Here is a 14,401-nt window from a genome sequence, read left to right on the forward strand (position 1 = left end):
TTAATATCAAAGGTGATAATTATTATGTTAAAAAAATACAAAGATGAACAAGAATTTTATAGTTTAGTGGGAATAAAACTACAAACATTTCAAAAAATGGTTGAAATTTTAAAAAAAGCTGAAGCAATTAAAAAAGCAGTTGGTGGTAAACCTAATAAATTATCAATAGAAAATCGTTTATTAATGACATTAGAATACTGAAAAGAGTATAGTAGTTATAGAGTTATTGCAAAAAGATATAATATTAGTCATACTAGCTGCATTCGTAATATTTTTTGAATTGAAAATACTTTAATAAAAAGTGGAATTTTTAATTTATCTGGCAAAAAAGATTTAATCAAAAATAAAGGAATCAATAATACTTTACTAGCTATTGATGCTACTGAAACTCCAATTGAAAGAATTAAAAAAAACTAAAATTACTTTTTTCGGGTAAAAACAAACATCATACTCTTAAATCGCAAATAATTATTGATATTTTAAATGGAAAAATTATTTCAACCGCTTTTTGTTTTGGAAGCATTCATGATTTTAAATTACTTTTAAAATCTAAAACTTTTATTCATCCAGAAAAACAAGTTTTTGTTGATTCAGGTTATCAAGGAATACAAAATATTCATAAAAATACATTTTTGCCATTTAAAAAAAGTAAATACAATAAATTAATACCAATTCAAAAAGAATACAATAAAACTTTAAGCAAAATTAGAATTAAAATTGAACACGTATTTGCTAAACTAAAACGTTTTAAAATTTTAACTTTAAAATATCGCAATAAAATACGAAGATTTGCATTAAGATTTAATTTAATAGCAGGAATATATAATTTTGAATTACCTTAGTTTTGCACCAAGTCTATTGATATTTTAAATGGAAAAATTATTTCAACCGCTTTTTGTTTTGGAAGCATTCATGATTTTAAATTACTTTTAAAATCTAAAACTTTTATTCATCCAGAAAAACAAGTTTTTGTTGATTCAGGTTATCAAGGAATACAAAATATTCATAAAAATACATTTTTGCCATTTAAAAAAAGTAAATACAATAAATTAATACCAATTCAAAAAGAATACAATAAAACTTTAAGCAAAATTATAATTAAAATTGAACACGTATTTGCTAAACTAAAACGTTTTAAAATTTTAACTTTAAAATATCGCAATAAAATATGAAGATTTGCATTAAGATTTAATTTAATAGCAGGAATATATAATTTTGAATTACCTTAGTTTTGCACCAAGTCTATTAAATAAATTGGTTAAAATTGCTACATCTTCTTCAAAAATTTTTCTTTCTTTAAACAAATAATTAATCATTTTTACTCAATTAATTTCATCTTTATATTTTCTAAAAATAATACGTTTAAATAACGTATTCTTATCTTTTTCTGGCATATTTAATTTTCCTTTCAATGTTTTTTAAATAACATTATAACATCAAATATAATGATAAAAACTTTTACAATAGTATATAATTATAAATAAGTAAGGCTTAAAAATAAATATAACTTTTAGGAGGAAAATATGGAAAAGAAACTTTTAACTTATCCTCATGATATATCAAAAAAATTATTAATCATACTAGGTATAAGTAAAATTGCAATTGGTTTGTCTATCTTATTTGTTTTTATTACAAACTTAATTATCTATACTAATTCAGGATTAATATTTCCTTTTAGAGAAATAACATAAAATAAATTTACAAAATAAAAAATGAGTATAAATGCTTTAAAACATTTATACTCATTTTAAATTTATATTAATTTTAAAAATTCTAAAATTCGATTTAATTCTTTGTGATTACTATAATTGATGATTAGTTGTTTTTTATTGATTTTTACTTTAGTATCTAAAGTTCTTGATAAAGTATTTTCTAATGCTACTAAATGAAGATCTAACTTTTTATTAACATTTTGTTTTTGATTTAAACTTAATTGTTGCATCTTAATAACATCTTCAACCTTACGAACACTTCATTGTTCACTATATGCCCTTTTAGCAATAGTTATCATTAAATTAAGATTAGTACCTAAACTTAATAATGGTTTAACATGACCCATTGTTAATTCATTGCGTTGAAGCATTTGTAAAATCTCTACTGGCAATTGCAAAATTCGTAAAGTATTAGCAATGTGACTACGTGATTTATTAACTTTTTGTGAGAGTTGTTCTTGAGTTCATTTCATTTTACTAATTAAAGTTTGATATGCCTGTGCTTCTTCAAAAGCATTCAAATCAACACGTTGAATATTTTCAATCAAAGCAAATTCCATTAATTGTTGATCTGTTACTTCAATAGTTACTGCAGAGATCTCTGTTAAACCTGCTAATTTTGCAGCTTTAGTTCTACGTTCACCAGCAACTAATTGAAAAACACCATCTGTTATCGTTTTTTTAACAATAATTGGTTGAATTAAACCATGAATTTTAATTGAATCACTTAGTTCTTTAATTTCTTGTTCATTAAATACTACACGTGGTTGATATGGATTAGGAATAATTTTAGCAAGAGAAATAGTTTGTGAAAAAGTTTTAGCAATTTCTGGTGAACTTTCAATGTTAGTTATCAAATCATTTAAACCTTCACCAAAAATTGATGCTAAACCTTTAGCAGAAATACGATTTTTTTTATCATTAGACATTATTTAACACCTCGTTCACTAAACTTTGATAAGCAATAGCACCACTGCAACGTGGCCGATAACTAAAAATATTTTTACCATGACTTGGTGCTTCACTTAGGGTTACATTTCTTGGAATATAATTTTTATAAACTTTTTCTCTAAAATTTTTTTGAATTTCTTTGATAACTTCAACAGAAGAAGTTGTTCTAATATTAACCATAGTTAATAAAATGCCTTCAATTTCTAAATTGGGATTAAATAATTTTTGTACTAAACGAATAGTAGATAATAATTGTACCAAACCACCTAATGCATAAAACTCAGCTTGTAACGGAATAATAACTGAATTAGCTGAAGCTAAAGCATTACGATTAACTAATCCTAAACTAGGCGGACAATCAATAATAATAAAATCATATACTTCCTTTACGGGTTCTAATTTTTCTAATAAAATATTTCTTTTATTACGAGATTGCTCTAATAAAAATATTTCGGCTCCCGCCAAAGAAATGGTCGATGGTAATAAATCTACTCCTTGACAAACTTCAGTTTTAATGACTTTTTCCAATGGAACATCATGTACTAAAACATCATATATATCTTGTTCAACTTTATCAGCAGCAAAACCCATTGAAATAGTAGCACTACCTTGTGGATCCAAATCAATAAGTAACACTTTTTTATTTTTTATACCTAAACCTGCAGCAAGATTAGTAGCAGTAGTTGTTTTTCCAACTCCACCTTTTTGATTAGCAATTGCAATAATTTTGCCCATAATAATTACCTTTCTAAATTAATAGACTAATATTTTATCCTACTAATTAAGTTTAACACTAATTTTAATTAATATTATTTACAAAGGTTTACTTTTAATTTGTTGATAAGGTCTTGGATATTTTAAAGCACATAATTTATATTTTTGAAAATGAAGGATTGTTCTTTGACCATAGTTGTTTGGTAATTGAACAGTAAATTGATTAATTAACTTTGCACCCATTGTGTTAATACTATTTTGTGCCAACGCAAGTTCTTCTTCAACTTTAAGACCCTTATAGGCAATAAATAATCCTTCAACTTTTACTAATCCTAAACATAATTCACTTAAAATATTTAGCGGTGCTAATGCTCTTGCTGTTACAATATCAAATGTTTCACGATATTGATGAGCAAATGCTTCTGCTCTTTGATTAATTATATAAACGTTTTCTAAGTTTAATTCAGTAATTACTGTTTTTAGAAATTGACATTTCTTTGTATTTGATTCAATAATGGTTAATTGTAATTTGGGAAAACAAATTTTTAAAATTATTCCTGGTATACCAGCACCACTACCAACATCACAAATATTTTGATCATCCAAAGTGATGTTATTACTAATTAAAAGAGCATCATAGAAATGTTTATAATAAACTTCTACTTCTTCAATAATTGTTGTTAAGTTATATTTTTTATTTTCAGCAATTAAAATTTTATAATACCGACTTAATTGTTGTTCCATTATTGGTGTTAAAGTTAAATTAGTTAAACCTATAGTTCAATCTTTATTCATTGCTTACTCCTAAATCAATCTTTTAATAAAATACTTTATTTAAAGTAGACTATAAATATAATGCTTTAAATAATTAAATATAATTTAATTATAATTTTATATTTAATTATAATGTTTTTTTAGTATATGCTTGAAATTTTATCACATAACTACTATCCTTCAAAATTTAATGTTATTTTTAATTAATTATTAATTAAATAATTTAAAATGCTTAAAATATCATTTTCGTTGTATTTTCTTTAAACTCAAATATAATTAACACATATAATAATAATTATTAAACAAATTATAAAAGTTTTTTAACTCATTGCTTAATTTAAAGTAAATGAGTTTTTATGTTTTAATTGATACCATTGAAAGGAAAAATAAAAAAATGAAAATTTTACTTAATTTTTCAAAGGAACTAACAAAATCTATTAATAATAGTTCATTAAACACCATTATAGAAATTAATAATTGAACAAATCCTATCCAAGAACATAAAAATAAACTTGAAGAAATATATCAAAATTTTCTAAAATCACAAGAATTATCAAAGGTTTTATTTAATAAATCAATAAATACATATAAACCACATTTCATAAATAAAATGAAAAGAGAAGTACTATTTATTAAAATAAATGAAGAAAAAAAAGATATAAATCTACAAAATATAAATAAATTAACTACACATGAAATTCAAATACTCACAAAAAAAGAAGTACAGAGATTGACAACTGAAGAAATAGTAATTTTAACACCAAGACAAATACAAGCATTTACAGAATGACAAATTACTTGATTCACCATTGAACAAATCCAAATATTGACAAAATTACAAATTCAATCATTGACAAAAAAACAAATAGAATCATTTACTACTTTACAAATTTCTTGATTCACCAAAAAAACAAATATCATGATTCACAAAAATACAAATTACTTGACTTAGAAAAAACAAATAGCAGCATTTACAGAAATACAAATAAAAGCATTAACCAAAAAACAAATACCAGCACTCACAAGCGAACAAGCAGCAGCACTTACTGTTTGACAAATCACTTGATTTACCAAAAAACAAATACCACAATTTACAGAAACACATATAGCAACATTCACAAAAGATAAGATTTCTTGATTTACGAAAAAACAAGTACCCACATTCACAATAGAACAAATAGAAATATTTACAAAAGAACAAATACAAGCACTCACAATCGAACAAATACCCGAATTCACAACACATCAAATTAAAGCAATGACTGAATGACAAATTAGTTTATTTACAAAAAAACAAATACCCTGATTTACAGCAGAACAAATAGCAGCATTTCTATCTGAACAAATAGCAACATTCACAATAGAACAAATACAAGCACTTACTACAGAACAAATACCCGCACTCACAGAAAAACAAATTCAAGCACTCACAGAAAATCAAATGAAAGAATTAACTCTAAATCAAATTAGATGATTTGATTATAAACAAATACAAGTACTAACAGAAAAACAAATTTCTACTTTTACACCGATACAAATACAAATGTTTATACCAGAACAAATACAAGCACTAACAGAAAAACAAATACCCGCATTTACAAAAGAACAAATACCACATTTTACAACAAAACAAATATCTGCCTTCATAATTGATCAAATACAAGAATTTACGGCTTCACAAATAGCAGCACTCACAAAAGAACAAATACCAGCATTTACCGAAAAGCAAATTCAAGCATTTACAGATTGACAAATTACTTGACTAACAACTGAGCAAATACCCGCATTTACAAGCGAATAAATAGCAGCATTTCTATCTGAACAAATAGCAACATTCACAATCGAACAAATTAGTTGACTTACAAATCAACAAATAGAAGCACTCACAAAAGAACAAATACCCGCATTAAGTCCAAGAAAAATGGGAGCATTAAGTCTAGAAAAAAGAAAAATATTAAAATTATTAATTAATAAATACCAAAATCAAGAACAAAAAAGCAAATCTAAAAAAGATTTAACAAAAAAAATTTACCAACAAGAAGCAGAAAAAAAAGAAAGTATTAGCAGTACAAATCAAGAATATAAAGAATCTATATTATTAGAAAATGTAAAACCATTAAATTCACACATTAAATGATCAAAATCTTTGCATGAAGAAATAACAAAATATGAAAACCAAGATCTTAATATAACAACTAATCAATTTATTAATAAATACTAGTATTTAACTCTAAAATCTTTCTTTTTTAAAAATTATTATACAAATTATAAAAAATATTTTCTTAAAAAATAAATGTTTTAATTTACATTACTATACACTTATTTTTTTTAGATTTAAAACTTATTTCTTCATCATCATTAATTTTTTGATAGTTAATATTAGAACCTCTTTAAAATCTTTTAGAGAATAGGATAAAATGATTATATATTTTAAAATAAGAGGTATATATGTGTAAAAATTATCCTAGTAATGTTAGCAAAGAGCAATTTGAAAATATAAAATCAATTTTAGAAAATACTAAAAAGAGAACTAAACCAAGAAGTTTAGATTTATATGAAGTATTTTGTGCAGTTTTATATGTATTAAAAAGTGGTTGCCAGTGAAGAATGTTACCAAAAAAATTTTCCAAAATGACAAATTGTATATTATTATTTTCAAGCTTGAAGTAAAAATAATGATAAAAAACCTAGTGTATTACAATTAGTTTTAAAAAAAATTAGTCAAGGCATTTCGTATCAATAATGGTAGAAAAGAACAAACTAGTTTTTGTATAATTGATTCACAAAGTGTTAAAAATACAGATACTACTAAAAATAAAGGTTATGATGCTGGTAAAAAGATTTCACGAATAAAGCGTCATATTGCTGTTGATTCTCAAGGTTTACCACATGCAATTTACATAACCACAGCAGAAAAAACAGATCGTAATAGTGCTATAATAATGATTGAAAATGAAAAAGAGAATCTTTCTGCAGTTCAAAAAATACTAGTAGATGCTGGTTATACTGGTGAAAAATTTGCTTCTAAAATTAAAACAATTATAAATGCAAATGTTGAAGTTATAAAACGTAATGAATTACATTCTTTTGTAGTATTACCAAAAAGATGAGTTGTAGAACGAAGTTTTGCATGATTAGAAAAATGCAGAAGATTATGAAAAAATTGTGAAAAAAAAGGTAATGTTTAGTAATCTGTGTAACTTACAAAAATAACTATGTTTAATTAATTCTAGTAAATATAATTAAATGACTAGAAAGAGTGAGTTACAGATGGCTAAAAAGCAAAATATTAATAATAATGATCCAATATCAAAAGCAGTAGATTTATTATTAGAAAATACTGAAGATTTAATAACAGTTTTTAAAGAGAAAGGATTGTATAAAGAATTAACAAAAAGATTAGTAGAAAAAATGTTGAATTCTGAGATGCAAAATTATTTAGGATATGATAAGAATCAACATAGTAATAGTGACAATGCTCGTAATGGTATAAGTTCAAAAAAATTAATAACTCAACAAGGTAAAATTGAGATTGATGTACCACGAGATCGCAATAGTAATTTTAATCCTGTAATAGTTGCAAAAAGACAAAGAAGATTTGATGGTTTTGATCAACAAGTTCTTTCTTTATATGCAAAAGGTATGACATTATCAGATATTAGAATGCAATTACAAGAGTTATATCATGGTGCTGATATTAGTGAAAGTGTTATTAGCCAAATTACTGATGATGTTATTGATGATGTAAAAGCATGGCAAAATCGACCATTAGAAAGTGTCTATCCGATTGTTTATTTTGATTGCATAGTAGTGAAAGTACGACAAGATAAAAGGATTATTAACAAATCAGTTTATATAGCTTTAGGAGTTGATTTAGAAGGCAAAAAAGATGTTTTAGGTTTATGAATTAGTGAAAATGAAGGTGCTAAATTTTGATTAGCAAATTTAACAGAAATGAAAAATCGTGGCTTAAATGATATTCTTATTGCCTGCAGTGATAATTTAACAGGCATGTCAGAAGCAATACAATCAGTTTATCTTAAAACAGAACATCAATTATGCATAGTTCATCAAATTAGAAATAGTTTGAAATATGTCTCATATAAGCATAGAAAATCTCTAGTTGCAGATTTAAAACCAATTTATACTGCATGTAGTGAAGAACAAGCAATGCAGGCTTTAGAATCGTTTGAAAGTAAATGAAATAAACAATATCCTCAAATTGCTAAATCTTGATATAAAAATTGAGATAATTTAATGGTTTTTATTAGTTATCCAGTAGAAATCAAAAGAGTGATTTATACTACAAATGCTATTGAATCTGTAAATAGTCAATTACGAAAAGTTATCAGAAATAAAAAAGTTTTTCCTAATGATATGGCAGTTTTTAAAATATTTTATTTAGCAATTGAAAATATAACAAAAAAATGAACAATGCCCATTCAAAATTGAAATACAGCAATTGCTCATTTTATGATAAAATTTGAAGATAGAATTAATCTAAACTAGTACTTTGTAAAACAAAGAGGTAATGTTTAGTAATCTGTGTAACTTACAAAAATAACTATGTTTAATTAATTCTAGTAAATATAATTAAATGACTAGAAAGAGTGAGTTACAGATGGCTAAAAAGCAAAATATTAATAATAATGATCCAATATCAAAAGCAGTAGATTTATTATTAGAAAATACTGAAGATTTAACAACAGTTTTTAAAGAGGGAGGATTGTATAAAGAATTAACAAAACATTTAGTTGAAAAAATGTTGAATTCTGAGATGCAAAATTATTTAGGATATGATAAGAATCAACATAGTAATAGTGACAATGCTCGTAATGGTATAAGTTCAAAAAAATTAATAACTCAACAAGGTAAAATTGAGATTGATGTACCACGAGATCGCAATAGTAATTTTAATCCTGTAATAGTTGCAAAAAGACAAAGAAGATTTGATGGTTTTGATCAACAAGTTCTTTCTTTATATGCAAAAGGTATGACATTATCTGACATTAGAATGCAGTTGCAAGAGTTATATCATGGTGCTGATATTAGTGAAAGTGTTATTAGCCAAATTACTGATGATGTTATTGATGATGTAAAAGCATGGCAAAATCGACCATTAGAAAGTGTCTATCCGATTGTTTATTTTGATTGCATAGTAGTGAAAGTACGACAAGATAAAAGGATTATTAATAAATCAGTTTATATAGCTTTAGGAGTTGATTTAGAAGGTAAAAAAGATGTTTTAGGTTTATGAATTAGTGAAAATGAAGGTGCTAAATTTTGATTAGCAAATTTAACAGAAATGAAAAATCGTGGCTTAAATGATATTCTTATTGCCTGCAGTGATAATTTAACAGGCATGTCAGAAGCAATACAATCAGTTTATCTTAAAACAGAACATCAATTATGCATAGTTCATCAAATTAGAAATAGTTTGAAATATGTCTCATATAAGCATAGAAAATCTCTAGTTGCAGATTTAAAACCAATTTATACTGCATGTAGTGAAGAACAAGCAATGCAGGCTTTAGAATCCTTTGAAAGTAAATGAAATAAACAATATCCTCAAATTGCTAAATCTTGATATAAAAATTGAGATAATTTAATGGTTTTTATTAGTTATCCAGTAGAAATCAAAAGAGTGATTTATACTACAAATGCTATTGAATCTGTAAATAGTCAATTACGAAAAGTCATCAGAAATAAAAAAGTTTTTCCAAATGATATGGCAGTTTTCAAAATATTTTACTTAGCAATTGAAAATATAACAAAAAAATGAACAATGCCCATTCAAAATTGAAATACAGCAATTGCTCATTTTATGATAAAATTTGAAGATAGAATTAATCTAAACTAGTACTTTGTAAAACAAAGATACACAGATTACATAAAAGCCTCTTTATTTCTTTATTATTAGAAAGAAATAAAAACCTATTTGTTCAAGATTAACTTAATTCATTTTTAAATTCATAAATATGAATATCAGTTTTATCAACAACAAAACCAATAACATACGAAATACCACAAAGAAAATCTATAATTCTTCTTCGATCATTTTCAACAGTTGTTGTTAAATTAACTTTAATTGGTTTTTGTAAAATCATAGCATTAGCAATTGATTCAATTTCTTGATAATTTTTAGGAGCAAATTCTTGTATTTGTTCTTGAAAACTGGTTTTATAATTACTATTTTCATCACTGTCTTTATATTTTTTACTTCTTCATCCCATAATTAATTAAACTTCCTTTCGTCTTCGTAAAAATGATGGTAAATCATCATCTGCTTCCATTGCTGCTTCTTGGACTAAATTTTGTTGTTCTTCTTCTTTTTTCTTTGTTTGTTCTTTAATTTCTTCGCTTAAATATTGAGTCTTATTAGTAATAAATTCATGATTATCAACTTTTGAACTATAAACAAAATTATTGCCATTAGCACCTTCTTCATCAAAACCAGTGGCAATAACTGTTACAATCATTTCATCATTTAAATTTTCATTAACAGCGACACCAAAAATGATATTAACATCATTACCCGCAGCATCACGAACTAAATCAACAGCAATATTAGCATCAGTTAATGTCATTGTTGTTCCACCAGTAACATTAACAATAGCATTTTTAGCACCCTTAATTGTCACATCATCAAGTAAAGGAGAAGAAATAGCTTTTGTTGCGGCTTGTTTAGATTTATGTTCACCCTTTGACATTCCAATACCAAATAAGGCATTACCTTTATTTTCAATAATAGTACGAACATCAGCAAAATCTAAATTTATTAAAGCAGGAACAGCAATTAAGTCAGTAATAGTCTGTACACCTTGACGTAAAATATTATCTGCTTCTTTAAACGAATCTTTAAGAGGAATATTACCAATTACTTGTAATAATTTATCATTAGAAATAATAATAATTGCATCAACTTGTTTCTTTAAATTTTCAATTCCAACTACGGCATGAGCATTACGATTACGTCCTTCAAATTTAAATGGTTTAGTAACAATAGCAATTGTTAAAGCACCACATTCTTTAGCAATTCTTGCAACAATTGATGCAGCACCAGTACCAGTACCACCACCCATACCAGCAGCAATAAAAACCATATCTGCACCATCTAAAGCACGTTTAATCTCTGCTTCACTTTCAATTGCGGCTTGTTTACCAATTTCGGGATTAGCTCCCGCTCCAAGTCCCTTTGATAATTCTTTGCCCAAAATAATTTTATTTTCAGCTGGAGATGCATTAACTACTTGTGCATCAGTATTAGCAACATAAAAATCAACACCTTGTACCTCTGCTTCAATCATTCTATTAACAGCATTATTACCAGCACCACCAATACCAATTACCCGAATTGATGCTATTGGTTTAAATTGTGAATTATTATGTTCCATTTTATTTTCCTCCTGATTAATCAAATTGTCTTCTTCTATTTACTACCATCATTATACTGATAATTTGGTTGAAAGGGGGAATTATAATGCTTATTATCATGATTATTAGAATGCGTATAATGATTTAATTTTGATACAATTTCTGGTTTATGTATTGATGAAATATAATTATTACTAAAAACATTTACTAAATGTTGGTAGTGAGTATTACCGATTAAAGTAGTTCACTGATAACTATATGCACCAAGAGTTTGGCTAAGCATATATTTTACTTCTTTTAGTTTGCTATTATTTTTAAAATAGTTGGCAAAACCACATAAACCAATAGTAATTCCCGTAAAAATAATTTCCATATCTGAACTATTATTATCACTAACTTCATCAAGAAAATATTCAATACAAGCAATAATTTCATTAATTTGTTTTTTAACTGTTGCTTGTAAATCAGTTTTTGTTAAACGAACAATAGATTTTGTCTGCTCATCAACATACTTATCAACAACAACATCGCATAAATAATTACTACTTATATTAATAATTTTTTGTAAATATCTTTCAGCTTTATCATAACCACAATGCATTTGCTTCATTAATGATTGAATTATTTGATTTCAACCAATTTTAATATTTGTTGTTGCAAATAATACTGAATTACTAAAAACACTAATCTTAGTACTATTAATATTTCAATCAACTAAAACTGTATTACGATTAAAATCAGTATTTTTAATATTACATACTAATGCAAATTGATCTAAAGTAACCGTTAACAATTCTGTTTCGGCATTAGTTAATACTTCGAGGTGAGAATTATATAAACTTTTAGGTAATGAATAAACTAAAGCATCAACATGCATAACTTGTCCTTTTTTAGCAATTGGTAATGAACAATTACCAATTGCATGATCAACTTTAAAATTGTATGGTTTAGTTAAACAAATAATTTCACTATTATCAATAGTAATGTTTTTAGCCATTTCAATCACTTTACTACAATCTTCATCAGTAATAATGTGGTTAGCATCTTTAAAATCAAGTGATGCTTGTGATTGATAAATTTTTAAATTATTTGAAGGTAAAGTTAAGGCAATACGTTGTACTTTTATATTTAAAGTATTATTAATTTTATTAATAATTTGCCTTAATAACTTACCTGTAGCAATTGAATTAATAATTACACCATTTTCAGAAAACTGTTCAGTATCAACAGTTTCTTTATATAAAACCTGAATTTGATTATTAACATAATTATTAACCATAACTTTTAAACTAAAGTCTTCAATTTGACATACAACATATAATTCTTGAAAATTCATATTGTTCACCTCCAAACATTTTTATGAATCAATATAAGTAATAACTCTTAACTTTGCACTTCGTGCTCTTGGATTTTTATTTATTTCATCAGGCTTTGGTGTAATTGGTTTTTTAATTATTAATTGATATTTTGTTTTTCAATTATTATGAACTGGTAATTTAGCATATAATTGCGCTTGTGGATCAATTAAAACTTCATTAAAAGTTTGTTTAACAATACGATCTTCTAAAGAATGAAAACTAATAACAACAATTCTACCATTAGAATTTAATAATTTCAAAGATTGTTTTAAAGAAGATTTTAATGTTTCTAACTCGTTATTAACAGCAATTCTTAATGCTTGAAAAGTCTTTTTGGCAGGATGATGATGCTTATTTAATACTCTTACTGGTAATGATTTTTTAATAATCGTAACCAATTGTAAAGTGGTATCAATTGGTTGAAAAGTTCTTATTTTAATAATATTTTTAGCAATACTACTAGCAAATACTTCTTCACCATAATTTTTAATAATTGTTTTTAATTGCTCATAATTATAATTATTAACAATATCTCACGCATTTAATTTTTGACTTTGATCCATACGCATATCTAACTTAGCATCTTTCATATAACTAAATCCTCTAATATCTTCATCAACTTGTGGTGATGATATACCTAAATCATATAATATACCATCAACTTTAGTAATATTTCTTTTTAAAAGCTCAGATTGAATATTAGCAAAATTACTTTTAATTATTTCATATTTATCTTTAAAATCTTTTAAAATAATTTTACTATTATCAATGGCCATTTGATCTTGATCAAAAGCATATAGTTTGCCAGAGGTAAGTTTTGATAGTATAACTTTACTATGACCTGCTCGTCCTAATGTACAATCGACATAAATACCATCAGGTTTAATATTTAAGAAATCAATTGCTTCTGTTAACATTACAGAAATGTGTCTTGCATTGATATTATTCATAATTTTTATATCTCATCTAGAGCTGCTGCCGCTGACTCAAATTTATCCTTGGTATCTTGATTAAAACTATTTCAATTAGTTTCTGATCAAATCTCAATTTTATTGGATAGTCCAATCATAATTACTTTTTGTTTAATATCAGCTAGTGTCAATAATGAATGTGGAATATTAATGCGACCTTTACTATCAATAGTTAATTCTTCTGAATTAGCAAATACTTGTCTTGCCAAAATTCTGGCTTCTTTCTGACCTTCAGATTGTGATAAGATTTTATCTTGTCATTTAATAAATTCAATTTCGTTACGAATAACTAAACAGCCTTCAAAACCTTTAGAAACAATAATAATCTCATTGTTATGAAAATAACTTCTAAACTTAGAAGGAATTATCATTCGTTTCTTTTCGTCTAATGTTGACAATGATTGTCCTAGTAGCATAATATCACCCACACTTTCCCACTATTACCCATATTATATAACCTTTGGCATATAATTGCAATTGATTACTTTAAATGTATGACTAGTCAGTAAAATAAAAGAGCATACAATAATAAAAATAAAAACTCATT

General features: G+C 25.4%; 16 protein-coding genes and 2 pseudogenes. 9 read left to right on the forward strand and 9 right to left on the reverse strand.

What is annotated here, in order from left to right:
• The first annotated feature begins 24 nt into the window (after window positions 1-24).
• Both AAHM96_RS00840 and AAHM96_RS00845 read left to right on the forward strand, forming a co-directional pair.
• A pseudogene (locus AAHM96_RS00840) lies at window positions 25-842 on the forward strand (IS5 family transposase).
• Between the two features lie 24 nt (window positions 843-866).
• Window positions 867-1,229 carry a transposase family protein gene (locus AAHM96_RS00845; protein ID WP_342273677.1) on the forward strand — a complete coding sequence of 121 codons (363 nt, stop codon included), beginning with the start codon at window positions 867-869 and terminating at the stop codon, window positions 1,227-1,229.
• Here AAHM96_RS00845 and AAHM96_RS00850 read toward each other — a convergent pair.
• The gene (locus AAHM96_RS00850) at window positions 1,221-1,394 is read right to left on the reverse strand and encodes a hypothetical protein (RefSeq protein ID WP_342273306.1); all 174 of its coding nucleotides are present in this window, start codon (window positions 1,392-1,394) and stop codon (window positions 1,221-1,223) included. The two genes, AAHM96_RS00845 and AAHM96_RS00850, sit on opposite strands and share 9 nt — an antisense overlap.
• Window positions 1,395-1,523: 129 nt before the next feature.
• On the opposite strand from AAHM96_RS00850, the gene AAHM96_RS00855 reads away from it, so the two are divergent.
• A complete protein-coding gene (locus AAHM96_RS00855; RefSeq protein WP_281749041.1) occupies window positions 1,524-1,691 on the forward strand; it encodes a hypothetical protein in 168 nt (55 codons plus the stop codon).
• 62 nt (window positions 1,692-1,753) lie between these two features.
• Here AAHM96_RS00855 and AAHM96_RS00860 read toward each other — a convergent pair whose 3' ends face one another.
• The 3 genes from AAHM96_RS00860 to rsmG all read right to left on the reverse strand — a co-directional run bounded on the left by AAHM96_RS00860 (window position 1,754) and on the right by rsmG (window position 4,121).
• Complete coding sequence (locus AAHM96_RS00860) at window positions 1,754-2,641, reverse strand: ParB/RepB/Spo0J family partition protein (RefSeq protein WP_342273307.1); 888 nt, start codon at window positions 2,639-2,641, stop codon at window positions 1,754-1,756.
• Window positions 2,634-3,398 (reverse strand): AAA family ATPase, encoded by a 765-nt coding sequence (locus tag AAHM96_RS00865; protein WP_342257693.1) that lies wholly within the window; start codon window positions 3,396-3,398, stop codon window positions 2,634-2,636. Before AAHM96_RS00865 ends, AAHM96_RS00860 begins: the two co-directional genes overlap by 8 nt.
• A gap of 78 nt (window positions 3,399-3,476) precedes the next feature.
• Window positions 3,477-4,121: a 16S rRNA (guanine(527)-N(7))-methyltransferase RsmG gene (gene rsmG / locus AAHM96_RS00870; RefSeq protein WP_342273308.1), complete on the reverse strand. Its 645-nt coding sequence runs from the start codon at window positions 4,119-4,121 to the stop codon at window positions 3,477-3,479.
• A 424-nt stretch (window positions 4,122-4,545) separates the two neighbouring features.
• Between rsmG and AAHM96_RS00875 the strand changes: the two genes are divergently transcribed.
• The 6 genes and pseudogenes from AAHM96_RS00875 (at window position 4,546) to AAHM96_RS00900 (ending at window position 10,011) form a co-directional block, all read left to right on the forward strand.
• Window positions 4,546-5,103, forward strand: coding sequence for a hypothetical protein (locus AAHM96_RS00875; protein WP_342273309.1), 558 nt, complete (start codon window positions 4,546-4,548; stop codon window positions 5,101-5,103).
• 306 nt (window positions 5,104-5,409) lie between these two features.
• Window positions 5,410-5,952 carry a hypothetical protein gene (locus AAHM96_RS00880; RefSeq protein ID WP_342273310.1) on the forward strand — a complete coding sequence of 181 codons (543 nt, stop codon included), beginning with the start codon at window positions 5,410-5,412 and terminating at the stop codon, window positions 5,950-5,952.
• A gap of 120 nt (window positions 5,953-6,072) precedes the next feature.
• Window positions 6,073-6,372, forward strand: a complete 300-nt coding sequence (locus AAHM96_RS00885; RefSeq protein WP_342273311.1) for a hypothetical protein — start codon at window positions 6,073-6,075, stop codon at window positions 6,370-6,372.
• Between the two features lie 227 nt (window positions 6,373-6,599).
• Window positions 6,600-7,339 (forward strand): annotated as a pseudogene (locus AAHM96_RS00890) (IS5 family transposase).
• Between the two features lie 82 nt (window positions 7,340-7,421).
• Entirely contained in the window at window positions 7,422-8,660 is a 1,239-nt protein-coding gene (locus tag AAHM96_RS00895) for an IS256 family transposase (protein WP_342273678.1), read from the forward strand.
• Window positions 8,661-8,772: 112 nt separating this feature from the next.
• On the forward strand, window positions 8,773-10,011 hold the full coding sequence (locus AAHM96_RS00900) for an IS256 family transposase (protein ID WP_342273679.1): 1,239 nt from the start codon (window positions 8,773-8,775) through the stop codon (window positions 10,009-10,011).
• Between the two features lie 88 nt (window positions 10,012-10,099).
• Here AAHM96_RS00900 and sepF read toward each other — a convergent pair whose 3' ends face one another.
• From sepF to mraZ, 5 genes are read right to left on the reverse strand one after another with little or no spacing between them, the layout of a single operon-like run.
• Window positions 10,100-10,384 (reverse strand): cell division protein SepF, encoded by a 285-nt coding sequence (gene sepF, locus AAHM96_RS00905; protein ID WP_281748120.1) that lies wholly within the window; start codon window positions 10,382-10,384, stop codon window positions 10,100-10,102.
• A 6-nt stretch (window positions 10,385-10,390) separates the two neighbouring features.
• Complete coding sequence (gene ftsZ / locus AAHM96_RS00910; RefSeq protein ID WP_342273312.1) at window positions 10,391-11,545, reverse strand: cell division protein FtsZ; 1,155 nt, start codon at window positions 11,543-11,545, stop codon at window positions 10,391-10,393.
• Between the two features lie 35 nt (window positions 11,546-11,580).
• Window positions 11,581-12,861: a hypothetical protein gene (locus tag AAHM96_RS00915; RefSeq protein WP_342273313.1), complete on the reverse strand. Its 1,281-nt coding sequence runs from the start codon at window positions 12,859-12,861 to the stop codon at window positions 11,581-11,583.
• A gap of 21 nt (window positions 12,862-12,882) precedes the next feature.
• On the reverse strand, window positions 12,883-13,833 hold the full coding sequence (rsmH, locus tag AAHM96_RS00920; RefSeq protein WP_342273314.1) for a 16S rRNA (cytosine(1402)-N(4))-methyltransferase RsmH: 951 nt from the start codon (window positions 13,831-13,833) through the stop codon (window positions 12,883-12,885).
• 5 nt (window positions 13,834-13,838) lie between these two features.
• Window positions 13,839-14,270, reverse strand: coding sequence for a division/cell wall cluster transcriptional repressor MraZ (gene mraZ / locus AAHM96_RS00925; RefSeq protein ID WP_342273680.1), 432 nt, complete (start codon window positions 14,268-14,270; stop codon window positions 13,839-13,841).
• Window positions 14,271-14,401 lie beyond the last annotated feature (131 nt).

Source organism: Spiroplasma endosymbiont of Acasis viretata (assembly GCF_964031275.1).
In the GTDB taxonomy this organism is placed as follows: domain Bacteria; phylum Bacillota_I; class Bacilli_A; order Mycoplasmatales; family VBWQ01; genus Spiroplasma_E; species Spiroplasma_E ixodetis_A.